At 60.3% G+C, this 26,582-nt stretch carries 20 protein-coding genes, 2 tRNA genes and 1 riboswitch; of the genes, 14 read left to right on the forward strand and 8 right to left on the reverse strand.

Going from position 1 to position 26,582, the window contains the following annotated elements; all coding sequences use genetic code 11:
- Nucleotides 1-19 precede the first annotated feature (19 nt).
- Nucleotides 20-118, forward strand: a riboswitch (SAM riboswitch).
- Between the two features lie 99 nt (nucleotides 119-217).
- The 4 genes from metK to MTP39_RS02960 all read left to right on the forward strand — a co-directional run bounded on the left by metK (nucleotide 218) and on the right by MTP39_RS02960 (nucleotide 7,002).
- On the forward strand, nucleotides 218-1,372 hold the full coding sequence (metK, locus tag MTP39_RS02945) for a methionine adenosyltransferase (protein ID WP_117928679.1): 1,155 nt from the start codon (nucleotides 218-220) through the stop codon (nucleotides 1,370-1,372).
- 344 nt (nucleotides 1,373-1,716) lie between these two features.
- Nucleotides 1,717-2,859, forward strand: a complete 1,143-nt coding sequence (locus MTP39_RS02950; RefSeq protein WP_249241376.1) for a ribose-phosphate pyrophosphokinase — start codon at nucleotides 1,717-1,719, stop codon at nucleotides 2,857-2,859.
- Between the two features lie 166 nt (nucleotides 2,860-3,025).
- Nucleotides 3,026-3,730 carry an ABC transporter ATP-binding protein gene (locus tag MTP39_RS02955; RefSeq protein ID WP_005927166.1) on the forward strand — a complete coding sequence of 235 codons (705 nt, stop codon included), beginning with the start codon at nucleotides 3,026-3,028 and terminating at the stop codon, nucleotides 3,728-3,730.
- A gap of 5 nt (nucleotides 3,731-3,735) precedes the next feature.
- Nucleotides 3,736-7,002: an FtsX-like permease family protein gene (locus MTP39_RS02960; RefSeq protein WP_249241377.1), complete on the forward strand. Its 3,267-nt coding sequence runs from the start codon at nucleotides 3,736-3,738 to the stop codon at nucleotides 7,000-7,002.
- A gap of 329 nt (nucleotides 7,003-7,331) precedes the next feature.
- On the opposite strand, the gene MTP39_RS02965 is transcribed toward MTP39_RS02960, so the two are convergent.
- The 6 genes from MTP39_RS02965 to MTP39_RS02990 all read right to left on the reverse strand — a co-directional run bounded on the left by MTP39_RS02965 (nucleotide 7,332) and on the right by MTP39_RS02990 (nucleotide 15,994).
- Nucleotides 7,332-8,702 carry an NCS2 family permease gene (locus MTP39_RS02965; RefSeq protein ID WP_249241378.1) on the reverse strand — a complete coding sequence of 457 codons (1,371 nt, stop codon included), beginning with the start codon at nucleotides 8,700-8,702 and terminating at the stop codon, nucleotides 7,332-7,334.
- 300 nt (nucleotides 8,703-9,002) lie between these two features.
- Nucleotides 9,003-11,756 carry an insulinase family protein gene (locus MTP39_RS02970; RefSeq protein ID WP_249241379.1) on the reverse strand — a complete coding sequence of 918 codons (2,754 nt, stop codon included), beginning with the start codon at nucleotides 11,754-11,756 and terminating at the stop codon, nucleotides 9,003-9,005.
- A gap of 48 nt (nucleotides 11,757-11,804) precedes the next feature.
- Nucleotides 11,805-12,116 (reverse strand): hypothetical protein, encoded by a 312-nt coding sequence (locus tag MTP39_RS02975; protein WP_249241380.1) that lies wholly within the window; start codon nucleotides 12,114-12,116, stop codon nucleotides 11,805-11,807.
- A 114-nt stretch (nucleotides 12,117-12,230) separates the two neighbouring features.
- Nucleotides 12,231-13,229: an ABC transporter permease subunit gene (locus MTP39_RS02980; RefSeq protein WP_249241381.1), complete on the reverse strand. Its 999-nt coding sequence runs from the start codon at nucleotides 13,227-13,229 to the stop codon at nucleotides 12,231-12,233.
- Between the two features lie 18 nt (nucleotides 13,230-13,247).
- Nucleotides 13,248-14,789 carry a sugar ABC transporter ATP-binding protein gene (locus MTP39_RS02985; protein WP_249241382.1) on the reverse strand — a complete coding sequence of 514 codons (1,542 nt, stop codon included), beginning with the start codon at nucleotides 14,787-14,789 and terminating at the stop codon, nucleotides 13,248-13,250.
- A gap of 158 nt (nucleotides 14,790-14,947) precedes the next feature.
- On the reverse strand, nucleotides 14,948-15,994 hold the full coding sequence (locus MTP39_RS02990; protein ID WP_249241383.1) for a substrate-binding domain-containing protein: 1,047 nt from the start codon (nucleotides 15,992-15,994) through the stop codon (nucleotides 14,948-14,950).
- A 711-nt stretch (nucleotides 15,995-16,705) separates the two neighbouring features.
- On the opposite strand from MTP39_RS02990, the gene MTP39_RS02995 reads away from it, so the two are divergent.
- From MTP39_RS02995 to MTP39_RS03040, 10 genes are all read left to right on the forward strand, one after another.
- Nucleotides 16,706-16,993: a chemotaxis protein gene (locus tag MTP39_RS02995; protein WP_249241384.1), complete on the forward strand. Its 288-nt coding sequence runs from the start codon at nucleotides 16,706-16,708 to the stop codon at nucleotides 16,991-16,993.
- Nucleotides 16,990-18,435, forward strand: coding sequence for a terminase large subunit domain-containing protein (locus MTP39_RS03000; protein ID WP_249241385.1), 1,446 nt, complete (start codon nucleotides 16,990-16,992; stop codon nucleotides 18,433-18,435). The genes MTP39_RS02995 and MTP39_RS03000 overlap by 4 nt, the downstream gene beginning before the upstream one ends.
- A gap of 25 nt (nucleotides 18,436-18,460) precedes the next feature.
- Nucleotides 18,461-20,245: a portal protein gene (locus MTP39_RS03005; protein WP_249241386.1), complete on the forward strand. Its 1,785-nt coding sequence runs from the start codon at nucleotides 18,461-18,463 to the stop codon at nucleotides 20,243-20,245.
- A 1-nt stretch (nucleotide 20,246) separates the two neighbouring features.
- On the forward strand, nucleotides 20,247-21,173 hold the full coding sequence (locus tag MTP39_RS03010; RefSeq protein ID WP_249241387.1) for a ribosomal-processing cysteine protease Prp: 927 nt from the start codon (nucleotides 20,247-20,249) through the stop codon (nucleotides 21,171-21,173).
- Between the two features lie 24 nt (nucleotides 21,174-21,197).
- Nucleotides 21,198-22,196 carry a N4-gp56 family major capsid protein gene (locus MTP39_RS03015; RefSeq protein ID WP_249241388.1) on the forward strand — a complete coding sequence of 333 codons (999 nt, stop codon included), beginning with the start codon at nucleotides 21,198-21,200 and terminating at the stop codon, nucleotides 22,194-22,196.
- Between the two features lie 10 nt (nucleotides 22,197-22,206).
- Nucleotides 22,207-22,419: a hypothetical protein gene (locus MTP39_RS03020; RefSeq protein ID WP_005927203.1), complete on the forward strand. Its 213-nt coding sequence runs from the start codon at nucleotides 22,207-22,209 to the stop codon at nucleotides 22,417-22,419.
- Nucleotides 22,420-22,485: 66 nt separating this feature from the next.
- Complete coding sequence (locus MTP39_RS03025) at nucleotides 22,486-22,869, forward strand: hypothetical protein (RefSeq protein ID WP_249241389.1); 384 nt, start codon at nucleotides 22,486-22,488, stop codon at nucleotides 22,867-22,869.
- Nucleotides 22,870-22,881: 12 nt separating this feature from the next.
- Nucleotides 22,882-24,762: a hypothetical protein gene (locus tag MTP39_RS03030; protein WP_249241390.1), complete on the forward strand. Its 1,881-nt coding sequence runs from the start codon at nucleotides 22,882-22,884 to the stop codon at nucleotides 24,760-24,762.
- Complete coding sequence (locus MTP39_RS03035; RefSeq protein ID WP_055185609.1) at nucleotides 24,750-24,935, forward strand: hypothetical protein; 186 nt, start codon at nucleotides 24,750-24,752, stop codon at nucleotides 24,933-24,935. Before MTP39_RS03030 ends, MTP39_RS03035 begins: the two co-directional genes overlap by 13 nt.
- Before the next feature lie 18 nt (nucleotides 24,936-24,953).
- The gene (locus MTP39_RS03040; protein ID WP_249241391.1) at nucleotides 24,954-26,294 is read left to right on the forward strand and encodes a cell envelope biogenesis protein TolA; all 1,341 of its coding nucleotides are present in this window, start codon (nucleotides 24,954-24,956) and stop codon (nucleotides 26,292-26,294) included.
- Nucleotides 26,295-26,397: 103 nt separating this feature from the next.
- Here the strand turns inward: MTP39_RS03040 and MTP39_RS03045 are convergent.
- Both MTP39_RS03045 and MTP39_RS03050 read right to left on the reverse strand, forming a co-directional pair.
- Nucleotides 26,398-26,474, reverse strand: a tRNA-His gene (locus MTP39_RS03045).
- A gap of 8 nt (nucleotides 26,475-26,482) precedes the next feature.
- A tRNA-Arg gene (locus MTP39_RS03050) sits at nucleotides 26,483-26,556 on the reverse strand.
- Nucleotides 26,557-26,582 lie beyond the last annotated feature (26 nt).

Consider the following 26,582-nt stretch of genomic DNA (forward strand, 5'->3'; position numbering starts at 1 on the left):
GGCGTACCAATTGAATACCGACTTATCAAGAGCGGCTGAGGGGACAGGCCCTGTGAAGCCCGACAACCTGCGCGAGCGCGTAAGGTGCCAAATCCTGCGGGAAACCGGAAGATAAGAGTGCAACGCTCAGAGCTTTCGGCTCTGGGCGCTTTTATTTTTCAGAACAAACTTGATGGAATGGTAAATACACGCAACTGCAACATTTAGGAGGCAAAAAATGGCTAGACACCTGTTTACTTCGGAGTCCGTCACCGAGGGACATCCCGACAAGATCTGCGACCAGATCTCTGATGCAATTCTGGACGAGATTCTGACCCACGACCCCGACGCCCGCGTGGCCTGCGAGACCTGCGCATCCACCGGCCTTGTGCACATTATGGGCGAAATCACTACCAGCTGCTATGTGGACTTCCAGAAGGTCGTCCGCGAGGTGGTGGCAGATATCGGCTACACCCGTGCAAAGTTCGGCTTTGACGCCGACACCTGCGCCGTCATCTCCAACATTGACGGCCAGAGCCCCGACATTGCACTGGGCACCAACGATCAGGTGGGCGGTGCAGGCGATCAGGGCATGATGTTCGGTTATGCCTGCGACGAGACCCCCGAGCTGATGCCCATGCCCATCAGCCTTGCCCACAAGCTGGCAAAGCGCCTGACCGAAGTGCGCAAGAGCGGCGAGATGGATTACCTGCGCCCGGACGGCAAGAGTCAGGTGACCGTGGAGTACGACGAGAACAACAAGCCCGTGCGCGTGGACGCCGTGGTCATTTCCAGCCAGCACAGCGAGAGCGTGAGCATGGAGCAGCTGCGCGCAGACGTGATGGAAAAGGTCATCAAGGCCACCATCCCCGCCGAGCTGCTGGACGAGAACACCAAGTACTACATCAACCCCACCGGCCGCTTTGTTGTGGGCGGCCCGCAGGGCGATACCGGCCTGACCGGCCGTAAGATCATTGTGGACACCTACGGCGGCTATGCACGCCACGGCGGCGGCGCCTTCTCCGGCAAGGACCCCAGCAAGGTGGACCGCAGCGCAGCCTACGCTACCCGCTGGGTGGCTAAGAACATCGTGGCTGCGGGTCTGGCAAAGCAGTGCGAGGTGCAGGTGGCCTACGCCATCGGCGTGGCAAAGCCTGTGTCCATCATGGTGGATACCTTCGGCACCGGCACCGTGGCAGACGAGAAGATCGAGCAGGCAGTGGAGAAGGTGTTTGACCTGACCCCCGCCGCCATCATCCGTGACCTCGACCTGCGCAAGCCCATCTACCGCCAGCTGGCTGCCTACGGCCACATGGGCCGCGAGGATCTGGGCGTGAAGTGGGAGAACACCGACCGCGTGGATGCCCTGAAGGCTGCCGTGGCTGCCCTGTAAAAAGCGTTTTACCCTGATAGAAGGTAAGTGAAGAGAAGAGCCGCTGCACCCGACCGTGCAGCGGCTCTTTTGCGTCACTTAGGAAAGAGAAGGAGACTTAGAAAAGTCCTACTTTTCCTCAAAAATCAGATAAACTTTGCGAAACGGTAAAGATTTGGTCGCGTTTTTGTAAGAAACTCACATTCTCTTGAAGGAAAAGGAAAAACAGCTGTGCAAGGCGCAGAAAATCCACACATGAAACAAATTGATATGGAACAATCGACAAAATGTGATAAAATAAAACTAGATATGCGCACTTGTGTGCATGGTACGGATGGTAAACAGCAATAAGGAGTTATGTGACTATGTCTATTGAAATTTCCCCGAAGTCCTTCTTTGAGCAGCCCAGTGTGGCGGATATGCGGCTGATCGCCTGCCCCGGTGCCGAGGAGCTGACCGGCCTGATCGACAAGCACCTTGTCCGTTGGGCAAAGGCTGCCGGAATTGAAAAAGACACCTTCATTATTTCCTGCGACTGCCCCCGCTTCCAGAGCGGCGACGCCAAGGGTCTGGTCAAGGAGTCTGTCCGCGGCGACGATATCTTTATCGTGGTGGACCCGGGCAATTACAGCGTCACCTACAAGCTGTTCAACTACGAGAACCACATGTCCCCGGACGACCACTTTGCAAACCTGAAGCGTCTGATCCAGGCTGTGGCCGGTAAGGCACACCGCGTTTCCGTCATCATGCCCAGCCTGTACGGCGGCCGTCAGCACCGCCGCGTGGTGCGCGAGAGTCTGGACTGCGCTGTGGCGCTGCAGGAGCTGCAGACCATGGGCGTGCGCAACATCATCACCTTTGACGCACACGACCCCCGCGTGCAGAACGCAGTGCCCCTGATGAGCTTTGATAACGCCATGCCCACCTATCAGGTGCTGAAGAGCCTGCTGAAGAAGGACCCCACCCTGTCCTTCGACAAGGAGAAGTTCACCGTGGTCAGCCCGGACGAGGGCGCTATGAACCGCAATATGTACTTCTCCAGCGTGCTGGGCTGCAACTTGGGTATGTTCTACAAGCGCCGCGACTACACCCGCGTGGTGAACGGCCGCAACCCCATCGTTGCACACGAGTATCTGGGCGAGAGCGTGGAGGGCAAGACCGTCTTTATCGCAGACGATATCATCGCTTCCGGTGAGAGCATGCTGGAGGTTGCCAGCAACCTGAAGGAGCGCGGCGCTGCCAACATCATTGCCAACGCCACCTTCCCCCTGTTCACCAGCGGTCTGGAGAAGTTCGACAAGGCTGTGGCAGACGGCACCCTGACCTACGTTGTGGGTACCAACCTGACCTACCGTATGCCCGAGCTGCTGACCCGCGACTGGTATGTGGACGTGGATGTTTCCAAGTACGCTGCCTACTTTGTAGTGGCACTGAACCACGATATGTCCGTTTCCAGCATCATCGACCCCCTGAAGAAGATCGAGAGCCTGTTGGCAAACCGCAAGTAAAAAGCTGTTCCAAAGCCCCTGCACCCTGTGTGCGGGGGCTTTTTGCTTTTTATGAAAACTTCTGTTAAGTTTTTGAAAATTCGCACCGGGGGCTTTGCAAATCCCGGTGGGTTTATGCTATATTTAAGTTGAAATACTTTGCATTCTGACAGAAAGGAAAAACGCCATGGAGCATTTTGTGGAGTTTGAAGATGTCTGTAAATATTACCAGACCGGCAGTGTGAAGATCGCTGCAGCCGACCATTTGAATTTCTATGTGGACAAGGGCGAGTTCTGCATCATCGTGGGGCCCTCCGGCGCGGGCAAGACCACATTGCTGAACATTCTGGGCGGCATGGACAACTGCGACGAGGGCAACGTCTGGCTGGATGGCCGCAACGTGAGCCGCTTTTCAGCCCGAGAGTTGACCACCTACCGCCGGTATGACGTGGGCTTTGTGTTCCAGTTCTACAATCTGGTGCAGAACCTGACCGCGCTGGAAAATGTGGAACTTGCCAGCGAGATCTGCCGCGACCCGCTGGACCCCGCCGAGACCCTGCGCAGCGTGGGTCTGGGCGAGCGGCTGAACAACTTCCCGGCGCAGCTTTCCGGCGGCGAGCAGCAGCGGGTGTCCATTGCCCGCGCACTGGCCAAAAACCCCAAGCTGCTGCTCTGTGACGAGCCCACCGGTGCGCTGGACTACCGCACCGGCAAACAGGTGCTGGGTCTTTTGCAGGATACCTGCCGCAAGACCGGACGCACCGTCATTGTTATTACCCACAACACGGCACTGACCGGTATGGCTGACCGCATCATTCAGGTGCGCAGCGGCCGCATCGTGTCCAATCAGGTCAACGAGCACCCGGTGCCGGTGGAACAGATCGAGTGGTGAGAACTGTGCAGAAAAGTTACCGCAAAAATATCCTGCGCGAGATGAAAAGCAGCATCAGCCGGGTGGTGTCCCTGTTTGGCATCGTGGCGCTGGGGGTGATGATGCTTACCGGCCTGATGTGCATTGCCCCCGATATGCGCACCGCTGCCCAGAAGTACTATGTGCAGCAGAATGTGTTCGACCTGCGGGTGCTGTCCACCCTTGGCCTGAGTCAGGGCGATATCGACGCCATTGCCGCTGTGGACGGGGTGGATGCCGTGCAGGCGGTAAAGTATCAGGACGTAGAAGGAAACTGGACAGGGGACGAGCAGACCACGGTGGCGCGGCTGTATCAGCTGCCTGCCGACCCGCAGGCCGATACGCCGGAGAATATGAACCGTCCGGTGCTGCTGTCCGGACGGATGCCGGAAGCGGCCGGGGAGTGCGTGGTGCACGTGATGGGCCACGGCAGTCCGGTGGAGTTGGGCACCCAGCTGACTTTGCCGGAAGAGACCGAAGGAGTCAGCGGGCGGGTGTTCACGGTGGTGGGCACGGTGCAGGACCCGCTGCATTTTTCCTCCGATTCCGAGAGCAGCACCGTGGGCGATGGTCAGTTGGACTACATCCTGTTTGTGCCGGAGGGCACTTTGACCGCAGATTATTATACGGCGTGCTATATCAAAGCGGAAAACACCGGACTGTATGATAATTATTCCGATGAATATCAGGCCGCAGTGGATGCCGTAGCCGAAAACCTCAAGGCCATCCAGAGTGTGCAGTGCACCGCCCGGCGGGAAGAGCTGATGGACACCGCCAACGACAAGCTGACCGAAGCGCGCGCCGAGTACGACAGCCAGAAGGCCGAAGCAGAGCGCCAGTTTGCCGAGGCCGAGGCAAAGCTGGCAGACGCGCAGCAGCAGCTGGACGCTGCCAAGGCGCAGTTGGAAGCCGGGGAAAAGGAGCTTGCCGCCCAGAAAGCCGCCCTGCCGGACACCATGCAGAGCGGTGCGGATAAGCTGGTGAGCAGCGAAGCGCAGGTGCTGGAATTTGAGGAACAGTTACAGCAAATCGAGCTGCTGGTCAACCTGAAAAAGGTGGCAGACCCCCTGCTGACCTACGCAGAAGCCGCCCTGCGCAACGCCGAAAAGGCGCTGGACGAAGCCGAGCCGGAGGACGAGGATTACATTGAACTGCGGGATGCGCTGGCCAAGGCGCAGGCCGCTTACGACAACATCTATAACCAGCTGCAGGGCTATCAGCAGCAGCTGGACGCGGGCAAGCGGCAGATGTACAAGCAGGGACTGATCTCCTCGCCGAACCTCTCCAACGACCAGCTGGTGACCGAAGCCAAAGCTGCCCTGCGCAAGATGAAATTGCAGCTTTTGCAGGGACAGTTGCAGCTGACCACCGGCACCGCCAGTGCCTACACCCAGTTCGATGCCGCACAAAAGCAGCTGGAAGAGGGCTGGGCAGAGTATAACGCCGGGCAGACCCAGCTGGAAGAATCCCGCACCGAGTACGAGAGCCAGAAGGCCGAGGCAGAGCAGAAACTGGCAGACGGCCTTGCCCAGCTGAACGATGCCGAGGAGCAGGTGAGCCAGATCAAAAAGGGCGAGTGGTATGTGCTGGACCGCACCTCCACCATGAGCTGCGTCACCTTTGCCCAGTACGCCGACCGCATGGACGCCATTGCCCGGGTGTTCCCGGTGTTCTTCTTCCTTGTGGCGGCGCTGGTGGCTACCACCACCATGACCCGCATGGTGGACGAGAACCGCCTGCAAATGGGTACCTTAAAGGCGCTGGGCTACTCCAATTTCAGCATCGCGGGCAAGTACCTGTTCTACGCGATGCTGGCCACCATTCTGGGCAGCATCGCCGGTATGGTGGTGGGTTTTGTCATCTTCCCGGTGATTATCTGGAACGCCTATCAGCTGGTGTTCAGCCTGCCTACCTTCACTTTGCACTTCTACCCGGGCATGGCAGCTGCCAGCGTGGGCATCAGCGCTGCCGTCATCGGCTTTGCCACATGGTACGCCTGCCGTTCCAGTCTGGCCGAAAAGACCGCAGCTTTGCTGCTGCCCCGGGCCCCGGTGGCGGGCAAGCGCATCCTGATGGAGCGCATCACCCCGCTGTGGTCCCGGATGTCCTTCTCCCAAAAGACCACCGCCCGCAACCTGTTCCGGTATAAAAAGCGGTTCTTCATGACCGTGCTGGGCGTGGCGGGCTGCACCGCGCTGCTGCTCATCGGCTTTGGCATTCAGGATTCCCTGCTGCCCATCGTCACAAAGCAGTCTACCGAGCTGACCCACAACGATATGTCCATCACCCTCAGCGACCCCAAAGCCCTGACCATGGAGCAGGGGCTGGCAGAGGAGCTGGACAGCAACAGCGCCGTGCAGAACTGGAGCGCGGTGTATACCAAATCCACCACCATCTACAATGCCGAAGGCGAGAGCGCCAGCGTGAGCATCGTGGCCGCCGCCAAGGACAGCGACCTGACCCGGTACGTCACCTTCCGCACCCGCAAGGGGCACAAGGCCATCAGCTTTGACAGCGGCAGCGCCATCCTGACCGAAAAGACCGCCGAGAACCTGGGCCTGCACACAGGCGATACCTTCTGGGTGGAAAACGCCGAGGGTGCCCGGGTGGAGCTGACCCTGACCGGCATTACCGAGAACTATATGTTCACCCGGCTGTACCTCCCCCGCGCACAGCTGGAAAGCCTGCTGGGCACGGCAGAGATCCCGTGGAACACGGTCTACGGTCAGACCACCTGCACCGATGCTGCCGGGTACAACGCCCTGCGCACCGACCTGCTGGACTGCAACTACGTCAGCAGCATCAGCTTTACCGAGGACACCACCGAACTGTTCGATAATCTTATCGTCAGTCTGGGCTATGTGGTGGTGCTGATCATCATCTGCGCGGCGGCGCTGGCGGCAGTGGTGCTGTATAATCTAATCAGCGTCAACCTTGGGGAGCGCAAAAAGGAGCTGGCGACCATCAAGGTGCTGGGCTTCTACGATCAGGAAGTGTACCGCTACATCTTCCGCGAGATCGAGCTGCTGGCGCTTATCGGCTCCGGCGTGGGTCTGGCGCTGGGTGTGCCGCTGCACAAGTTCATCGTGCTGACCGTGGAGATGGATCAGCTCATGTTCATCCGCACGATCGCTCCCCGCAGCTACCTGCTGGCGGTGGCGCTGACCATGGTGTTTACCGTAGTGGTCTGCTTTGTGATGCGGCGGCACGTCCGGTGCATCAGCATGGTGGAAAGCATGAAAGCACCGGAGTAATGTTTACAGCTCATTCATAAAATGAGCATAATTTCGTAGGATCTTTCGTGTATCATAAAATCACCGGGAGGGGGAGAGCCGCAAGCCCCCTCTCAGGGACATGATTCCTCCTATACCCCAAACCAAATACCGCAAAAGGCCGCGCCTCGTCTGAACCAGCAGATGGGGCGCGGCTGTTTTTATAAAGGCTACGGTCTCTTCCTGTGGAAATGCGTTTGACGCGCTCCGCAGAGCGCAGAAAATTTATATTTTTGACTTGCAAAAAGCACCCCCTGCAGTCTGTACGGGCAGACCGCAGGGGGTGCTTGGCTTTTTAGACGCGCAGGGAATCAGAGGAACACATACTTGAGGATGAACAGCACGGTGAGCACATACATCAACGGGCTGATCTTCTTCTCCTTGGCCTTGCCGGTGATCACATTGATGATGGTCCAGGAGATAATGCCGATGGCAATACCCTCGGAGATGCTGTAAGCGGTGGGCATAGCCAGAATGGTCAGGAAGGCGGGGATGCCCTCGCTGGGATCATTGAAGTCGATCTTAATGGCAGAGCCCATCATGTAGAAGCCCACGATGATCAGAGCCGGAGCGGTAGCAAAGCTGGGGATGGTGAGGAACAGCGGGCTGAAGATGGTAGCCAGCAGGAACAGCACGCCGGTGGTCATAGCGGTCAGACCGGTGCGGCCGCCCTCGGTAACGCCGGAGGCGCTCTCCACGAAGGTGGTGGTGGTAGAAGTGCCCAGCACAGCGCCCACGCAGGTGCCGATGGAGTCTGCCATCAGTGCGCCCTTGATGTGGGGCAGACGGCCGTCCTCGTCCAGCATATCAGCTTTGGAGGCCACGCCGATCAGGGTGCCCAGCGTGTCGAACAGGTCCACGAACAGGAAGGAGAACATCACGGCGAAGAAGTTCAGCAGGCCGACACCGGAGAAGTCGGTCTTGAACACCTGACCAAAGGTCTCGCCCAGTGCGGAGAAGTCGAAGCTGACAAAAGCGGTGGGGATCACGGAGTACATGCCGGCTTCCACATCGGGGACGTAGATGCCGGTCAGCTCGCACACGATGCCCAGCAGCCAGGTGATCAGGATGCCGTACAGGATGCCGCCCTTGACCTTTTTGACCAGCAGGATGGCGGTGATGACCACGCCCAGCAGAGCAAGGATGGCGCCCACGCCCACGCTGTGGAAGGTTGCGCCCTTGAAGTGCTGGTAGGTGACCAGCGTGGAATCGCTGTTGACGATCAGCTTGGCGTTCTGCAGGCCGACAAAGGCCACGAACAGGCCGATGCCCACGCTGACGGCGCTCTTCAGGGTCATGGGAATGGCGTTGAAGATGCCCTCGCGCACATTGGTCAGGGACAGTGCGATGAAGATGACGCCCTCAACAAAGACAGCCATCAGAGCCAGCTGCCAGCTGTAACCCATGGTCAGCACGACCGTGTAGGCAAAGTAGGCGTTCAGACCCATGCCGGGAGCCAGTGCAAAGGGGTAGTTGGCCAGCACAGCCATCAGTGCGGTGGCAATGAAGGATGCCAGCGCAGTGGCGATCAGCACAGCCTTGGAATCCATGCCCGCTGCGGACAGGATGTTGGGGTTGACGGCAAGGATGTAAGCCATGGTCATGAAGGTGGTGATACCAGCCATGATCTCGGTCTTTGCATCGGTGTGGTTTTCTTTCAGGTGAAAGAACTTTTCTAACATGAGAAACCTCCTGTTTCCAATAAAACACTCCGCCGGTTGCGGACGGCGGAGAAAGAACAGCTCCCATTCTATCAGCTGAAAACGTTTTTGTCCACACTGGAAACACACAAATTTCGCAATTTGTTCAAATTTTCTTAAATGAGTATGACTTATCTGACAAAAAATCTGGCATTTTTTGGTAATTTGGACGGAATGCAGGCAATTTGTGCAGAAAAAATGTGTGCGGAAAAAAGTAGTTCCGAAACACCCTGCGGGTGTTTCGGAACTACAAATAAAATATTTTTTACAAATGACCGGCGCTTACAGCGTCTCTACCCGGTCGAACAGATCCTTTGCGGCTTCCACGGCGTCCTTGCTGCCAAAGGCCACCCGCACGCCGCCGGACAGCACATCAGACAGGGCTGCGGCCTGTGCTTTGAGCAGGGCGGCGTCCACGCTGCACAGCGCCTTGCGGTCGGCGGCGCGCATCTCGTCCGTGATGCCGCAGAAATACCGGTGATCCAATTCCCGGGCAGCGGCACGCGCCTTGCGGGGCGTGTCCAGCTTGGCAGCAGTGCCCACGATGAACTCGTCCAGATCCCGGGCCGTATAGTCCCGGGCGGCAAGGGCGGCAGGGGCGGCTGTAAAGGTGTCGTAGCTTTCCCGCAGGTGAGGGTCCCGGTAGGTGTACAAAAACTCGATGCCGTCGGCACAGAGCATTCCGGTGTCGTAGGCACCGCCCACCTCCCGGATGGTGTGCCACAGGTACTCGTAGCTCATCACCCGTGCCAGCACCCGGCGGCGGCTGTCCCGGGGCATGGGCCATGCCAGCACATCGTAGTTCACGCCGCCGTCAATGATAAAGGCTTCGTTCACCGGGGGCGTCAGGGGCTGGGTGTAGGGCTGCGCCGGGGTGCGCCGGGCGGCGGCAAAGCGGCTTTCCGGCAGCAGGGTGCGCAGCTTTTCCAGTGCGGCTTCGGTGCCATGCAGGCTGACGGTCAGGGCGGCGTTTTGCAGCACCCGGCTGCGCAGAGCGTCCAGCTTTGCGCCCAGTGCGGACCAGTCGGCCTTTTCCAGCAGACCGCACAGGAAGTGATAATAACTCACGCCGGTGCAGGCTTCGTCCGCAGCGCCCTCTACATAATAATGGGCGCGGGCACGGGTGGAGGCGAACTCGTTGCCCTGCTGGATAAACAGCTGCTCCATGCGCAGCTTCAGCTGGCTGACCACCCGGGCATAGGCGGCTTCGGCAGCAGCGCCGGTAAGGATGGTATCATACAGCCACTCGCCGCCGATCTCCACCGCCTTTTCTAAGCTGCGTTCCAGCAGGCTCAGGCAGAGGGAAAGCTTTGCGTGGCAGGGAGAACCCTCCTGCCGCCCGGTCCAAAGGTCCAGCTGGGCGCGGCTGTCGCCCAGCCATGTGCTGCGCAGGGTGTTCAGCTGCTGGGCGGTGTGAGCGGGGGTGTCCAGCTCGTCCAGCACATCGGTGAGCAGGTTCAGATATTGCAGCTCTTCCGGGGCAACAGTGCCCAGATCATAGTAGAAATTCAGGTACAGGCTGCCGGCAGAGGGGTGGCGCAGCAGGGTGGCACCTGCCAGCTGCTCGGCGCTGCCCTGCGGGGCGGTATCGCCCGCGCCAAGGTCGGCGGCGGTGAGAGGGTGCTCCAACACCAGCTTGCCATCGGTGCGCACCGGGGCGGCGGCGTCCTCCGCTTTGGGTGCGGTGGGGATTTGCACCACCTGCACCGGGGCGGGTGCAAACAGCTCCCGCAGCAGGGTGTCGAACCAGCCCTCTTCCAGCTTGCTGCGCAGGGCGGCGAAGAGTTTATCCGTATGCAGCAGCAGGGCGGCATCGCCGGTATGCAGCCAGCCGGTGGCGGCGTTGATGGCGTCCAGCACGCCGTCCGGCAGATTGCCCGGACGCTCCAGAGAAGCAAATTCGGCCTCGTTCAAAGCGGCCAGCAGCAGGTCGTGAGGAATGCCGGTCTTTAGCAGCTCGTCCACAGCCTTGCGTACAGCGGGGGCAAATTTGCGGGCAGAATCTACCGTAGCACCGCGCAGTAGCAGCTCCAAGGTGGGCTGCAGGGTGCTGTCGTCAAAGCCGATGTCGATATCTGCGCCCAGCTGCTCGGCCAGCAGCGCGGCCTTGAGGGGAGAGCTGTTAGTGCTCAGCAGCGCACCCAGCAAAATCTCCACACCCAGCTGCCGCTCACGGTCGGCAAATGCGCCGGTGTACCATGCCAGTGCGCACTGCACCTCGTCCGGCTTGGGTTGGTCGGTGTAGTAGGGCAGCTCCACGAATGCGCCGGGCTGCTCGTCCTGCATGGTCAGGCGGGGACGGGCAGCTGCTTTGGGCATCTTGGACAGGTAGTCCTTGTCCAGCCGCGCCAGCTTGTCGGCCATGTCCATCTTGCCGTACAGGGTGATGCAGCAGTTGTCGGCGCTGTAATGGCGGCGGTACACCCGCTGGTATTTCTCATAGGTCAGGGCGGGGATGGACGCCGGGTCGCCGCCGGACACAAAGCCGTAGGCGGTATCCGGGAACATCGCCCGTTGCAGGGCGTTTTGCAGCTGGGCGTCCGGGGAGGCCAGCGCGCCCTGCATCTCGTTGTAGACTACGCCGCTGACCGTGCCGTCCGCATCCCGGTGCCAGCCCTCCTGCTCGAACACCGCAGAGTCCACCATAGCCAGCGGGCAGAACACCGCGTTCAGGTAGACATCCATCAGGTTGCAGAAATCGGTCTCGTTGGGGGTGGCAAAGGGGTAGACCGTCTTATCCGGGAAAGTCATTGCATTGAGGAAGGAAGCCATGCTGCTTTTGAGCAGCTGCACAAAGGGGGAGCTGACCGGGTATTTTTCGCTGCCCGCCAGCACGGAATGTTCCAGAATATGGAACACGCCGGTGTCATCGGAGGGAAAAGTGCCAAAGCCGATGCCGAAAGCTTTGTTGACGTCCTCGTTCTCCACCAGCAGCACGGCTGCGCCGCTGACGTCATGGGTGAGCAGGGTCAAAGTACCGTGCTGCTCGGGGCAGTCCTCGGTGCGCAGGACGGTATAACCGGGATAGTGTGCCATTTTTATTCTCCTTTACGGGATGTTTTTCACAGAGGATGCGCCTGCGGCTCAGCCGCCGAACAGGCCGAAAAAGCTGGTGTGGGTCACACCCAGCACAAGGAAAAGAGCAATCAGGGCGAACAGCACGCCGATGATGATATCCATCTGGTGCACCGTGAGCGGGAACTTATCGTAAAGTTTTTCCTTGGGGTTTACAAAGTCCTTGTTGCCGTTGTCCAGCAGGCGCTTTTTGCCCTGCTCAAAATCGGCCTTCTGCGCCTGCAATTCTGCCTGCTGGCGGGCAAGTTCTGCCTCGCGGGCGGCCAGTGCGGCCTCGCGGCGTTCAAATTCGGTCTGGGTATCCGGGGTGGGCTGTGCCATGGAAAGTCCCTCCTGTAAGCATAAGATGTTTTTCCTTATGATACCACAAAAATGTGGACAAAAAAAGCACCCGCAGTGCAAAGACTGCGGGTGCAAAGGGGGATGATGAGGAGATTACTTCTTAGCCAGATACTTGCGGATATCAATGGCGACAGCCACGATAATGACAAGACCCTGAACAATGTAGGTGTAGGAGGAGTTGACGTTCATGAACTGCAGAGCGACCTTCATCAACTCAAAGACCAGAACGCCGACCAGAACGCCGGGCACGGTGCCGACGCCGCCGGTGGTGGAAACACCGCCGATGGTGCAGGCTGCGATGGCGTCCAGCTCATAGCCCATTGCAGTGTTGACGGATGCGCCGCCGGACTTTGCAGCCAGCAGGCAGCCTGCCAGACCGAACATGCAGGAGGCCAGGATGTAGATGCGGATCTTGGTAGCGATCACGTTGACACCGGCCACCTCAGCAGCAGCTTCGTTGCCGCCGATGGCGTACATGTACTTGCCGTGGCGGGTCTTGTTGTACAGGAACCAGAAGCAGGCAGCCACGATCAGGGCGATCCAGATCAGCACGGGGATGGCAAGGAAGGTGTCCTTTGCCAGTGCGGTGAAGTTGGAGTTCAGGGAGCCGATGGGGGTACCGCCGGTGTACACAAGGCAGATACCGTAGACTACCTGCTGCATACCCAAGGTAGCAATGAAGGGCTGCACCTTCAGGTAGCTGACCACCAGTCCGTTGCACAGACCCACGATGGCGCAGATGGCAATGACCAGAATGAACACCACGGGGGTGGACAGGGTGGGCATATTGGGGTAGAACTTGCCGGAAGCGCCTTCGGTCTGCGCAAAGATGCAGGCCAGGCAGGCGGCAAAACCGGCCAGACGGCCAGCGGACAGGTCGTTACCGGTGGTGATCAGGCAGCCGGAAATGCCCAGTGCGATGATGTAGCGGATGGACACATTCTTGAACAGGTTGATCATGTTGGTGCCGGAGAAGAAGTTGGGGTGAATGATGCCAACGATCAGAGTGACGGCCAGCATCATTATGATAATGGCGTTGTTGCTGAGCCACTTGCCCACAGCCTTGCCATTCAATTTTTTGGTAGCTTCCACGATAGACAGCCTCCTTAATTACTGATTTGCCGCAGCTGCGTCAGGTGCGGTCTCGAACTGGGTAGCCAGCGCCATGATGTTCTCCTGCGTGGCATCCTTACCGTTGATAAAGCCGGTGATGCGGCCATCGCACATGACCATGACACGGTTGGACATACCAATGATCTCGCTCATTTCAGAGGAGATCATGATAATGCTCTTGCCCTGCTTGGCCAGATCAGCGATGATGCAGTAAATTTCGTACTTTGCACCGACGTCGATGCCACGGGTAGGCTCGTCCAGAATAAGCACATCGGGGTTGTTGGCCAGCCAGCGGGCGATCAGCACCTTCTGCTGGTTGCCGCCGGAAAGGCTCTTGATCTGGGTCTTGGGGCTGGGCACCTTGATGGCCATTTTTTCCTTGTTGGTAGCCACCAGATCTAGGATCTTTTTGTTGTCCAGCATGATGGGACCCTTGCGCAGGGCGTCCAGAGAAGCAATGGAGATGTTATCGGCAACGCTCAGCACGCCCAGAATGCCGGTGGCACGGCGGTCCTCGGTCAGCAGAGCAACGCTCTTCTGAATGGCGTCGCGGGGCTGCTTGATGTTGACCTCTTCGCCCTTGATCCACACCTTACCGGAGGTATGGGCACGCAGGCCGAAGATGCCTTCCATCAGCTCGGTGCGCTGTGCGCCCACCAGACCGGCAACGCCCAGAATTTCGCCCTTTTTCAGCTCAAAGCTGCAATGGCGGAAGGAGCGGGGATGGATGGAGGTGAAGTCCTCCACCTTCATCATGACCTCGTCCGAGGGCACGTTCTCCAGCGGGGGGAAGAGGTTAGACAGCTCACGGCCGACCATCTTTGCAATGATCTCTTCCTTGGTCATGTTGGCAACGTCCCACTTGCCAATGTACTGGCCATCGCGCATGATGGTGACTTCGTCTGCGATGACCTTGATCTCGTCCATCTTGTGGCTGATGTAGACCAGAGCAACGCCCTGCTCCTTCAGCTCCCGCATGATGCGGAACAGGCTCTCGACCTCGTTCGCGGTCAGAGAAGAGGTGGGCTCGTCCAGGATCAGCACCTTGCAGTTGGCGGAAACGGCCTTGGCAATTTCCACCATCTGCATCTGGGCGATGCTCAAAGAGCCCAGCTTTGCATGGGGGTCGATGTCCAGCTTCAGTTTCTTCAGCAGTTCATCGGTATCTTTGTACATTTTGGCATGATCCACAACGGTGACGATGCCGTATTTCTTGGTGGGGTAGCGCCCCAGCCAGATATTCTCAGCCACGGTACGGGCCGGAATGGGCTGCAGCTCCTGATGCACCATGGCGATGCCGCGGTCCAGTGCATCCAGCGGGGTGGGGATGGTTACCTTCTGCCCCTCGTATTCGATCTCGCCCTCGTCCATCTTGTAAATGCCGAACATACATTTCATCAGAGTGGACTTACCGGCGCCGTTTTCGCCCATCAGAGCCATGACTTTGCCGGGACGGAGCTCCAGCTGTGCATGATCAAGGGCTTTGACACCGGGGAAGGTCTTGACCACGCCTTTCATTACCAGACGGTATTCTGACATTCCGCAAAAGCCTCCTTTTTGGTTGTTGACAGGCGGCAGGTAGGCTAAAATAAGGCGCGTGCGCGGAGAAACTTTCTCGCACGCACGCGCTTTTTAGCTTTCATTCAAGCCGTTAAGGCCTGCTGCGCACCTTGCATTGGTTCCGGGAAACTTTGGTCTTACTTCAGGTACTGAGAAGCGTTGTCCTTGGTGACCTTGACGTAGTCGACCCAGTAGTACTTCTCAACATCCTTGCCCTCGACGAACAGCTTGGTAGCCTCGGCAGCCTTGGTAGCCTGACCAACGTCGTCATTCAGAACGGTACCGGTCATGTTGCCATCGACAACGTTCTGCACAGCCTCTACCAGAGCATCGACGCCGACCAGGTAGACGTCCTTGCCAACGGTGCGGCCAGCCTGCTGGATGGACTGCAGAGCGCCCAGTGCCATTGCGTCGTTGTTGCAGAAGACGACTTCGATCTTTTCGCCGTACTGAGACAGAGCGTTTGCAACGTCCTGCTGAGCGGTGGTCTGATCCCAGTTGTCCAGGTACTCGTACAGGCACTCGACTTCCTTGCCTTCATCGGTCAGAGCCTTGATGGAGTACTCGGTGCGGTACTGAGCATCGATGTTCTCGGGGTCGCCCTTGCACATGATGTAGGTGATCTTGCCGTCACCGTTGATATCGCCCTGAGTCTCGGTCTCCAGAATCAGCTCGCCCTGATAAGTACCGGACTGACGAGCGTCAGCGCCAACGTAGCAGCACTTGCCCTTGTAGGAATCCAGAACGCTCTCCTCGGGCTCACGGTTGATGAACACGATGGGAGTGCCGGAGGGAGAAACGGTATCAACGATGGTCTGAGCGGAAGTGGTCTGGACAGGGTTGATGACCAGTACGTCCACACCCTGCTGCAGGAAGGTGTTGATCTGCTCGGTCTGGGTGTTCTGGTCGTTCTTGCCGTCCATGATGGTGACGGAGTAGCCCATATCCTTCAGGTAGCCTTCCAGATCAGCGCGGTACAGGGTCATGAAGTTATCAGCAAACTGATAGATGCAGACGCCGATGTTGGCGGAGCCGTTGGTAGCAGCGGCAGAAGCAGCGGTAGAAGAAGCAACGCTGGAAGCAGCGGTGCTGGTGGAGGAAGAGCCGCCGCAAGCGGTCATAGCAGCGGTAGCGCCCACAACAGCGGAAGCCTTCAGGAAGTCGCGGCGAGAAATCATTTTCATAATAGTAATCTCCTTCATTTGTGTGTCACAGCATATTCACAGACGCATTTGTCGCATACGTCCGTAATCCCTGACAGTATTATACCCTTGTGTGGGGGTGTTCCGCAAGAGAATAAGTTCACAAGATTAGTGCAAATGTTTTGTTACGTTTCTACAAAAGCGGACCAAAGGTTACAAAATCTTTTCGCGAATTATCACAATTTTTCATGCCGATGCAACCAACATACAAATATGATGAAGGTATGTAAAAAAACATGCTTGAACATGACGGAATGTTGCATGGCTGCTAAAAAACCGCGAAAAGGGGCGATACATTTCTTGAAAGATATTTTCAGGGATACTACACAGCGGAAAGAAAACGCCTTTTATACACTCTTACCGGACGGGAAAAGCAACACGGGTCGAGAAAAATGTTTACTCCCCGGGTGGGGCAGCACTGTACCTTTATAGTAACAGGGCGGTCAGGGCGCAGCGAACGTTTTTGTGGGAAGCGCCCGAAATACGAGCGGCCGTTTTCTGCGTGCTGCACTGCCCGGAACAACAAAATTGACGCAGCTGCGTTGCGCCTTAAAAATGCAAAATATACATTTTGGATAATACTTGCACGAAAATACCTGATGGCCCTGCAAAAGTGCACACTGTCGGGTGCGGCGGTCGGATGATATCCTATGTACAGAGCCCGGGACACCGGACGAAAGGAGGAAGAACATCATGGGGCAGACAAAGCCCGCCGCCGGGCTGAAGAGCCTGAACCGCGCCGCCGACACCCTGAGCACCCTGCTGGCGCAGGAGGTAAAGGAACTGAACGAGCGGCAGAAGGCCGCCCGGCGGGAGAACACCCCCGACCCCGGGATGATGAAGGGGCTGAAGGAGGCCACCGCCGTGCTCAAGGATCTGGCGGGCGTGGTAAAGACCCTGAACGATCAGGGCACAGAACTGGAAGGGACAGAGTGCGGTGTGGTGCTGCTGCCGCCGGTGGAACAGGAGGAAAAACCATGAACAGAACCGAGCGTGCAGTCATCGTGTGGAGGCCGCAGCCCCGGCAGCTGGAATTTATGCGCAGACCGGAACCGGAGGCACTGTACGGCGGCGCGGCGGGCGGCGGCAAGAGCGATGCACTGCTGATCGAGGCGCTGCGGCAGGTGCATATCCCGCATTACCGGGCGCTGATCCTGCGTAAGACCTACCCACAGCTTTCCGACCTTGTGGATAAGAGCCAGATGTACTACCGCCGGGCGTTCCCGGAGGCGCAGTACAACGCCACCTCCCATGTATGGGTCTTTCCCAGCGGGGCAAAGATCTGGTTCGGCTCCATGCAGTACACCAAGGACCGCACCAACTATCAGGGCAAAGCCTACGATTTTATCGGCTTTGACGAGCTGACCCACTTTGAGTGGGACGAGTACAGCTACATGATGAGCCGCAACCGTCCCACCGGGCCGGGCACCCGGGTGTATATGCGTGCCACCACCAACCCCGGCGGCATCGGCCACGGCTGGGTAAAGGCGCGGTTCATCACCCCCGCCCCGCCCGGCACACCCATTGTGGAAACCGTCACGGTGCGTCTGCCGGACGGCACCGACCAGCAGATGGAGCGGGCGCGGGTGTTCATCCCGTCCAGTGTGTTCGATAACCCCGCCCTTTTAGCGAATGACCCCGGGTATCTGGCAAGCCTTGCCAGCCTGCCGGAAGCGGAAAAGCAGGCGCTGCTCTACGGCAGCTGGGACAGCTTTTCCGGGCAGGTGTTCACCGAATGGCGCAACGACCCGGCACACTATCAGGACCAGCGCTGGACCCACGTTATCGCGCCCTTTGCCATCCCCAAGCACTGGCCCATCTGGCGCGGGTACGACTTTGGCTTTTCCAAGCCCTTTTCGGTGGGGTGGTACGCGGTGGACGAGGAGGGGCGGCTGTACCGCATCAAGGAGCTGTACGGCTGCACCGGACGCCCCAACGAGGGACTGCGCATCGACCCGGTAGAGCAGGCTAAGCGCATCCGGGAGGCAGAGCAGAATGACCCGCTGCTGCGGGGCAGGGTGATCCATGGGGTGGCAGACCCCGCCATCTTTGACGAGAGCCGGGGCGAGAGCATCGCGGCCATGATGGAGCGCAGCCCGCATTTTCTGCGCTGGCAGCCCGGGGATCACACCCGGCTGGCGGGCAAGATGCAGTTCCACTACCGGCTGCGGTTTGCGCCGGACGGGCGGCCGATGCTGCAGGTGTTCAGCAGCTGCAAGCATTTCATCCGCACTCTGCCGAACCTTGTGTACGACGAGAGCAATGTGGAGGATATCGACACCCGGCAGGAGGACCACATCTACGACGAGTGCCGCTATGTGCTGATGGAGCATCCCATCAGCCCGCCCGAGGCTTCTGCCGCGCCGCCAAGGCCGGACGACCCGCTGGAACTGCACCGGCAGGCGCGGTTCTACCGCATCTGAAAAAACAGGACAGAAAGGAAAGATTATGGAAGATACAAGAGCAGAAGCCCTGCCCATCGGCGCGGCAGAGGCGGCGGCTGCCTTGCAGACGCTGCAGCGCTACAAGGCAGGCAAGGCGGCGCTGGACAAGCGTTTGATCGACAACGAGCTGTGGTTCCGCATGGGACACTGGAAAAACTACCGCGACCCGCTGATGCCCGGCAAGGCGCAGCCCTCCAGCGGGTGGCTGTTCAACAGCATCGCCAACAAGCACGCCGACGCTATGGACAACTACCCCGAGCCCATGGTGCTGCCCCGGGCGGCAGATGATCAGGCCACGGCGCAGGCGCTTTCCAGCGTGCTGCCGGTGGTGCTGGAACAGGCGGATTACGAGCAGGTGTACAGCGACGTCTGGTGGCGCAAGCTCAAGCAGGGCACCGGCGTTACCGGCATCTTCTGGGACCCGGCGGCGCGCGGCGGGCTGGGAGACATTGCGGTGCGCAGCGTCAACCTGCTGATGCTCTACTGGGAGCCGGGCGTGCAGGATATTCAGGACTCGCCGGATCTCTTCCACCTCAGTCTTGAGGACACAGCCCGGCTGACCGCGCAGTACCCGCAGCTGGCAGGGCACACCGCTGGTGTGGTGGATGTGCCCCGGTACATCCACGAGGACGGCCAGACCACCGCCAACAAGAGCGTGGTGGTGGACTGGTACTATAAGCGCCCGGACGAAAATGGCAAATTGCGGCTGCACTACTGCAAGCTGTGCAACGGCGTGGTGCTGTATGCCAGCCAGAACGACCCGGCGCTGGCGGCGCGCGGCCTGTACGACCACGGAAAGTACCCCTTTGTGTTCGACCCGCTGTTCGTTGAGGAGGATTCCCCCGCCGGATTCGGCTACATCGACGTGATGAAGGACTGCCAGAACGCCATTGATAAGATGAACCACGCCATGGACGAGAACGTGCTGCTGGCCTCCCGCCAGCGGTATGTGCTCAGCGACACCGCCGGGGTGAACGAGGAGGAACTGGCCGATCTGAGCCGGGACATCGTGCACGTTGTGGGGCGGCTGAACGAGGACAGTTTCCGTCCGCTGCAGACGGCGGGCTTGCAGGGCAACAGCCTGAGCTATCGCAACAGCCGCATTGAGGAGCTGAAGGAGATCAGCGGCAACCGCGACCTGACGCAGGGTGGCACCAGCGGCGGCGTGACCGCCGCCAGCGCCATCGCCGCCTTGCAGGAGGCGGGCAGCAAGCTGAGCCGGGATATGCTCAAGAGTGCCTACCGCGCCTTTGCAAGGCAGTGCTACCTTATTATTGAGCTGATGCGGCAGTTCTACGATGAGCAGCGGGTGTTCCGCATTACCGGGCAGCGCGGCGAGAGCGAGTTTGTGCCATTCTCGGCGCAGGGGCTGCGCGCAAAGCCTGTGTCCGCCGTGGGCGGGGTGGAGCTGGGCAGCCGGGAGCCTGTTTTTGACATCGTGGTCAGCGCCGCCAAAAAGAGCACCTTCAGCCGCCTGTCCCAGAACGAGACCGCCAAGGAGTGCTACAAGCTGGGCTTCTTCGACCCTGCCAACGCGGACGCTGCCCTTGCGGCGCTGGAAATGATGGACTTTGAAGGGGTGGAAAAGGTGCGCGCCCGGGTGCGGCAGAACGGCACACTGGCGCAGCAGCTGGTGCAGCTGCAGGGGCAGATGGCAAGACTGTCTGCGGCTCTTGCGCAGCAGCCCGGCAGCACCCAAACGGCGCAGGATGCTGCCGGTCTGACAGCACAGCTGCCGGTAGCGGCGGCTGCCCGCGCCATGAACTGGAACGGAAAGGAGGTGAAGTGAGATGATCAAGGTGTGTTACAGCGAGCTGGACGGCCCCAAGGGCTTGAGCCTGCGTCTGGAAGCCGCCGGTCACGCGGGCTACGCGCCCGCCGGGCAGGACATCGTATGCGCCGGTGCGAGCACCCTGATGCAGGCGCTGGTGTACCTGCTGGCAGGGGAGGAGAGCGCCCGCAGCGATGCTTGGGATGAGCCGGAGGGTCCGCGCCTTGCCGTGGCGGCACAGGCTCCGGTAGCGCCGTGGGTGCAGGGTGCGTTTGAGCTGGCCAAGGCGGGCTTTACCCTGCTGGCAGAGCGCTACCCGGATAACCTGCGCTTTGCGGATGTGAGCCGCAGCGGACAGCAGAGCATGATGGATCTGCAGCTGTTTGCGGAGGGGGAAGCTGCCCCCGCGTTGAGCCCGGAGCAGAGCCGACAGGCGGTGGCTGCGGGCACCCTGAAACCGGAAGCCACCGCCCCGCAGCCGGAAGCGCCCCGGCAGACCCCGGCAGAGCCGGAGCCGCAGCCGGAAGCACCCGCACAGCCGGAGCGCCCGGTGCTGCCGCCCCTGCCGCTGCCGGTGGAAAACACGGTGCGCAGCCTGCACGCCCGCTGGGCGGCAGAGGAAGCGGCCATGCGCCGCAGCCAGCCGGGTTTTGACCTGAAGGCAGAGCTGAAGAACCCGGAGATGCGCCGCCTGATGCAGCTGCCCGGGATGCGGGTGCAGGACGCCTACCGCCTTGCCCACTACGAGGATGCCCTGCGCACCACGGCACAGACCGTGGAGCAGGGGGTGGTGGAGCGGGTGCAGCAGCGCGCCGCGCGTCCGCTGGAAAACGGCCTGCGCCCCGGCGCTGCCGCTTCGGTACGGCCGGACGTAGCCGCCATGACCCGCGCCCAGCGGGAAGCCCTGGAGCGCCGTGTGCTGCACGGTGCACAGATCGAATTGTAAGCCAAAAGAAGAAAGGAAAAAAGCATGATGAATTTCAACATCCAGCTGTTTGCGGACGCGCAGACCAACACCACCGGCACCATGTCGGTGGAGATGAAAACTTTTTACGAGAAGCGCCTGATCGATCAGGCAGAGCCGCGCCTTGTGCACGACCAGTTTGCGGATTACTACCCTGTGCCCCAGAACGGCGGCAAGACCATCGAGTTCCGCAAGTACGACAGCCTGCCCAAGGCCAGCACCCCGCTGACCGAGGGCGTTACCCCCAACGGTCAGGCTCTGAACGTGACCAGCATCACCAGCGACCTGCACCAGTACGGCGGCTGGACTCCGCTGACCGATGTTTTGCAGATGACCGCCATCGACAACAATGTGGTGCAGGCTACCCGCGTGCTGGCAAGTCAGGCCGGCCGCACCATGGACAGTATCACCCGCGATGTGCTGGCGGGCGGTACCAACGTCATCTACGCCCCGAAGCAGGGCGCAGACGGTGCCGAGACCGCCGTTACCAGCCGCAAGGCACTGGACAAGAGCTGCACCCTGACCCCGAAGCTCTTCTTTCAGGCAGCGGCGCAGCTGGGCGCCATGAACGCCGACCCCATCGGTGACAGCTACGTTGCCATCATCCACCCCTATGCGGCCTACGACCTCAAGACCTGCAAGGAGTTCATGGAGGTGCACAAGTACGCCGACCCCGACACCATGTTCCGCGGCGAGATCGGCAAGCTGGGCAACATCCGCTTTATCGAGACCAGCGAGGCCAAGATCTGGAAGGACGATACCTGCCCGACGGGTCTTGCGGTGTTCGGTACGCTGGTGCTGGGCGCCCACGCCTACGGCGTGACCGAGCTGGAGGGCGGCGGCCTTGAGCACATCGTCAAGCAGCTGGGCTACGGCGACGACCCGCTGAACCAGCGCGCCTCTGTGGGCTGGAAGGGGATGCGCGCCGCCGAGCGTCTGGTGGAGCAGTACATGGTGCGCATCGAGAGCGTGTCCAGCTACTCTGCCACCGCCGCTGCCAACTAAGGAGGTGCCCATGGCTGAAAAGAACGTGCGCATCCGGCTGTTCAAGGACAACAGCCGCTACAAGGGCGATCTGTTCGTCAGTGTCAACGGCGTGAACTACAAGATCCGCCGGGGCGTGGAGGTGGAAGTGCCGCCTGCTGTGGCCGAGGTGCTGGAGCACAGCCAGCGTCAGGACGAACTGACCGCTGCCCGCATTGCCGCTGCGGAGAACGCGGCACAGTAAAAACAACGCTGCCCGGCTGGGAGAAATGCCCCCGGCCGGGCTTTTTATAAAAAAGGATGTGATGAGATGACTGTAGGAGAGGCTTTGGAGCGTGCCGAGCAGCTGCGCCCAAACTGCCGCATTGAAACCGAGACCCGGCTGCAATGGCTGCGGGAGGCAGACGCCCTGCTGCGCACAAAGCTGTTTGACCGCGCCACCGCCGGGGCGTTTGACGCCGTGGGCGCAGACCGTCCGTGGGAGCAGCCGGTACAGGATGACCAGACGCTGCTGGCACCGCCGCCCTTTGATGCCCTGTACCCGCACCTGCTGTGTGCGCAGATGGATGCCGCCTTGGGCGAGACCGACCGCTACGCCGGGGAGCAGGCACAGTACAACGCCTTGTACGCAGAACTGGCGGTCTGGCTGCGGCAGAACTACCCGCCCCGCAGCCGGGCGCAGTGGCGCTGGTAAGGGGGTGAGGCGATGGTACTGGCAGACAGAATACGGCTTGCCAACACCCGGCAGCTGCTGCGGGCCTTTGGCGGCCTGAACGAGACTTACGGCTGCTCGGAAGCGGAGTACAGCGCCGGAGTGAACTTTTCTACCCGGGATTTTCCCGCCCTGAGCACCCGCACCCCGCGCCGCAGACTGCGGGCGCTGACCGGGCTGAACGGGATGTACCACCTGAACGGTCTGCTGACGGTCTGCGGGCGGGATATCATTTATACCCCGGACGATGCCGCCGCCCCGGTGGTGACAAAGCCGGATGCCGTGACCGACGGCCGCAAGGCACTGGTGGGTATCGGTACAAAAATTTTGATCTTCCCGGACAAGCTGGCCTTTGATACGGCAGACGGCAGCGTTGCCGCACTGGGGGCACTGTGGACGGCGGCGGGCAAAAGCGTGACCTTTGCCCCCTGCGATGCCGCAGGCAAGACCTACCAGGTGGAGGCCTTTGGCCGGGAGGAGCCCGCCGAACCGGCAGACGGACAGCTTTTCTTAAAGGTAGAGGATGCCGACCATCCGTGGCGGTACGACAGCACGCTGGAGATGTACAGCAAAAACTCCGGCAGCTGGGCGGCTATCCCGCTGGAATACTGCCGCATCACGGCGGCAGGGCTGGGCAAGCTGTTCCGGCAGTGGGACACCGTGACCGTACAGGGCGCAGCCGCCGAGGCGGCGGGGCAGAGCCCGGAGTTGAACGGAGATCAGATCGTGTATGACGTGGGCGAGGACTGGCTGCGGGTGCGTTGCACCCCACAGGGCGAGTATTTCTACGGTACACTGGTGCAGAACGCCGCCGCCGCCCAGTGGCAGAGCATGGACGGCAAGCAGCGCCGCAGCGTGGAAGCCGCACAGACGGTATCCATGGAGCGCCGGGTGCCGGAACTGGATTTTGTGACCGAGTGCGACAACCGGGTGTGGGGCTGCAACAGCAAAGAGAACGTCATCTACGGCTGCAAGCTGGGCGACCCCACCAACTGGTTCAGCTACCGGGGCATTGCCGCAGACAGCTACGCCGTCACCGTGGGCAGCGATGGTGCCTTTACCGGGGCGGCTTCCTGCATGGGCTATGCGCTGTTCTTTAAAGAGAACACCCTGCACAAGCTGTATGGCTCCAAGCCCTCGGATTTTCAGCTTTCCAGCCTGCGCTGCCGTGGTGTGGCAAAAAACGCCGCCCGCAGCCTGTGCGTGCTGAACGAGACGCTGTATTATCTCTCGCCGGACGGCGTCATGGCGTGGGACGGCAGTCTGCCCACCAAGGTGTCCGGCGCGCTGGACGCTGCAAAGCTTGCCAACGTGCAAAGCGCTGTGGGTGGTGCGCTGGATGGCCGGTACTACCTGCACATCTCCCGGGAGAGCGCCCGACTGCTGGTCTATGATACCGAGAAGGGACTGTGGAGCGAGGAGGACGTCTGCTCCTGCGATATGACCAGCACCGGCGGGCAGCTTTATCTGTGGGACGGGCAGGCGCTGTGGGCGGCAGACCCCACCCGCGAGCCGGACTGGCAGACCACCGACGGCGTGGAAACGGATATCCCCTTTGAACTGGTCACCGGCGATGTGGGACTGGACGGCACCGAGCAGCGGTATCTTTCCCGGCTGACCCTGCGTCTGGACGCCGAACGCACCAGCACAGTAGAAGTGGCAGTAAGCTATGACGGCGGCGCGTGGGAGACGGTAGCTTCCCTTGCCGCCCAAGGCAGCCGCCGCTGCTATGACCTGCCCTTTGTGCCCCGGCGGTGCGGGGCGCTGCGGCTGCGGCTGCGCGGCAAAGGACAGATTACCCTGCGGGGACTTGTGCGCACCATCGCCCCGGCAAAGGGAAAATTATGGGAGGAGGATGCCTCATGGCAAGCATGAACGGCCTGAGCAAGCTGGGCCTGCCCAAGCTCAGCGATCACATGGACCCGGAGGATGCCCGGGCACTGCGCAGCTATCTGTACCAGATGCAGGAGCAGCTGCAGTATGTACTGACCAATCTGGATACGGAAAATATGTCCGACACCCTGCGCAGCAAGCTGCAGGGATTATAAGCATGAAAGGAGAATTTTATGGCATCCAAAAAGAAGGAGGAACTGCTGCAGCCGGAGGTGCAAACGCAGGCACAGCCTGCCGCGCAGCCCACTTACAGCACGGAGGGGCTGAACAGCCGCACCGAGGTGGAAAAGGCCATGGCAAACGCCAGCTACCGCCCCGGTCAGCAGGTGACGGATGCGGCAGATGCCCTGAAGCAGTGGCAGCAGAACCGCCCCGCAGACTACCAGAGCAACTATCAGGATAAGATCAACAGCCTGCTGGGGCAGCTGCTGGAACGGGAGAATTTTCAGTACAGCTACACCCGTGACCCGCTCTACCGCCAGTACGAGCAGCTGTACACCCAGAACGCCCACAACGCCAGCGCGGACGCGGCGGCGCAGGCTGCTGCCCTGACCGGCGGCTACGGTTCCAGCTATGCCACCAGTGCGGCGCAGCAGGCCTATCAGCAGCAGATCGGCGGGTTGGCAAGCGCCATCCCCACCCTGTACAGTCTGGCGCTGGATACCTACCAGAGCGGCGGCGAGGAGCTGGTGAACCGGCTGGATCAGCTGAATGGACAGGAGCAGAACGCCCAGACCCTGTACGACAGTCAACTGCAGGACTACTACACCCAGTTGCAGCAGAAGGGCGAGGCCTACAACGACGCCTACGCCAAGGACTACGGCCAGTATCAGGAACATCTGAACCGGCTGGACACCCTGCACGGCTACTACACCGCGCAGGAACAGGCGCAGATCAGCCAGCGCCAGCAGGCGTTCAACAATGTTATGACCGTGCTGGGGGTCATCGGAGACGTGGTGCAGCTGGCCATCAGTGGCACCACCGGTCTGGGCACACTGGCGGGCAGCCTGCTGAACACCGGGTACAACATCTACTCCGGCAACCGCGCCTACGAGGCCGAGCGCGCCGACACCCAGTGGAGCCAGCAGATGCAGGAGAAGCAGCGGCAGGACGCACTGACCCAGCAGCAGTACGACAATACCGCCAGCGAGCGTGCCTATCAGGATGCGCTGAAGCAGCAGGCCTTCAACAACAACGTGACCACCCAGAAGCTGAACATCGCCAAGGGCGAGTGGGCGCTGAAGCAGGCTAACGCCCAGCAGAAGGCCGCACAGGCTGCCGGTAAGGCGGCGGCTGCGGGCAAAAAGTCCGGCAGTTCCGGCAGCGGAAAGGCCACCGGCAGCAGCGGCTCTGCCTCTGGCGGCAGCCGCAGCACCGTCAGCGCAGGGGTGCCCTACACGGCAGCGCTGCTGCGCAGTCAGGGCAAGAGCGATGTGGCCATCACCTCCGCCCTGCGGCAGGAGGGCTATACCCCTGCCCAGATCGCAAAGATTTTACAGGAGGTGAATAAATAAGAGAAAAGGCACCCCGGCAAAGCAGCTGCTTTGCCGGGGTGCCGTACTTTTATAATATCCTGCCAAAAGAAAAAGTCCGCTGTGAAAACAGCGGACTTTTTGGTGGGGTGCCCAGTGGGACTCGAACCCACGGTCTCCAGATCCACAATCTGGCGCGTTAACCGACTACGCTATGGGCACCACATAGATGCGCCCGAAGGGACTCGAACCCCCGGCCCACTGCTTAGAAGGCAGTTGCTCTATCCACCTGAGCTACGGGCGCACGTTGTTATCCCAATGGGTTCCATT

This window comes from Faecalibacterium sp. I3-3-33 (genome assembly GCF_023347295.1).
GTDB lineage: Bacteria > Bacillota > Clostridia > Oscillospirales > Ruminococcaceae > Faecalibacterium.

Coding starts and splice junctions, on each gene's coding strand:
- MTP39_RS03035 (WP_055185609.1), top strand. CDS start 24,750: ATGGCAAGCATGAACGGCCTGAGCAAGCTGGGCCTGCCCAAGCTCAGC.
- MTP39_RS02975 (WP_249241380.1), bottom strand. CDS start 12,116: ATGGCACAGCCCACCCCGGATACCCAGACCGAATTTGAACGCCGCGAG.
- MTP39_RS03030 (WP_249241390.1), top strand. CDS start 22,882: ATGGTACTGGCAGACAGAATACGGCTTGCCAACACCCGGCAGCTGCTG.
- MTP39_RS03015 (WP_249241388.1), top strand. CDS start 21,198: ATGATGAATTTCAACATCCAGCTGTTTGCGGACGCGCAGACCAACACC.
- MTP39_RS02990 (WP_249241383.1), bottom strand. CDS start 15,994: ATGAAAATGATTTCTCGCCGCGACTTCCTGAAGGCTTCCGCTGTTGTG.
- MTP39_RS03040 (WP_249241391.1), top strand. CDS start 24,954: ATGGCATCCAAAAAGAAGGAGGAACTGCTGCAGCCGGAGGTGCAAACG.
- metK (WP_117928679.1), top strand. CDS start 218: ATGGCTAGACACCTGTTTACTTCGGAGTCCGTCACCGAGGGACATCCC.
- MTP39_RS02970 (WP_249241379.1), bottom strand. CDS start 11,756: ATGGCACACTATCCCGGTTATACCGTCCTGCGCACCGAGGACTGCCCC.
- MTP39_RS02985 (WP_249241382.1), bottom strand. CDS start 14,789: ATGTCAGAATACCGTCTGGTAATGAAAGGCGTGGTCAAGACCTTCCCC.
- MTP39_RS02995 (WP_249241384.1), top strand. CDS start 16,706: ATGGGGCAGACAAAGCCCGCCGCCGGGCTGAAGAGCCTGAACCGCGCC.
- MTP39_RS02950 (WP_249241376.1), top strand. CDS start 1,717: ATGTCTATTGAAATTTCCCCGAAGTCCTTCTTTGAGCAGCCCAGTGTG.
- MTP39_RS03025 (WP_249241389.1), top strand. CDS start 22,486: ATGACTGTAGGAGAGGCTTTGGAGCGTGCCGAGCAGCTGCGCCCAAAC.
- MTP39_RS03000 (WP_249241385.1), top strand. CDS start 16,990: ATGAACAGAACCGAGCGTGCAGTCATCGTGTGGAGGCCGCAGCCCCGG.
- MTP39_RS02955 (WP_005927166.1), top strand. CDS start 3,026: ATGGAGCATTTTGTGGAGTTTGAAGATGTCTGTAAATATTACCAGACC.
- MTP39_RS03005 (WP_249241386.1), top strand. CDS start 18,461: ATGGAAGATACAAGAGCAGAAGCCCTGCCCATCGGCGCGGCAGAGGCG.
- MTP39_RS03010 (WP_249241387.1), top strand. CDS start 20,247: ATGATCAAGGTGTGTTACAGCGAGCTGGACGGCCCCAAGGGCTTGAGC.
- MTP39_RS02965 (WP_249241378.1), bottom strand. CDS start 8,702: ATGTTAGAAAAGTTCTTTCACCTGAAAGAAAACCACACCGATGCAAAG.
- MTP39_RS03020 (WP_005927203.1), top strand. CDS start 22,207: ATGGCTGAAAAGAACGTGCGCATCCGGCTGTTCAAGGACAACAGCCGC.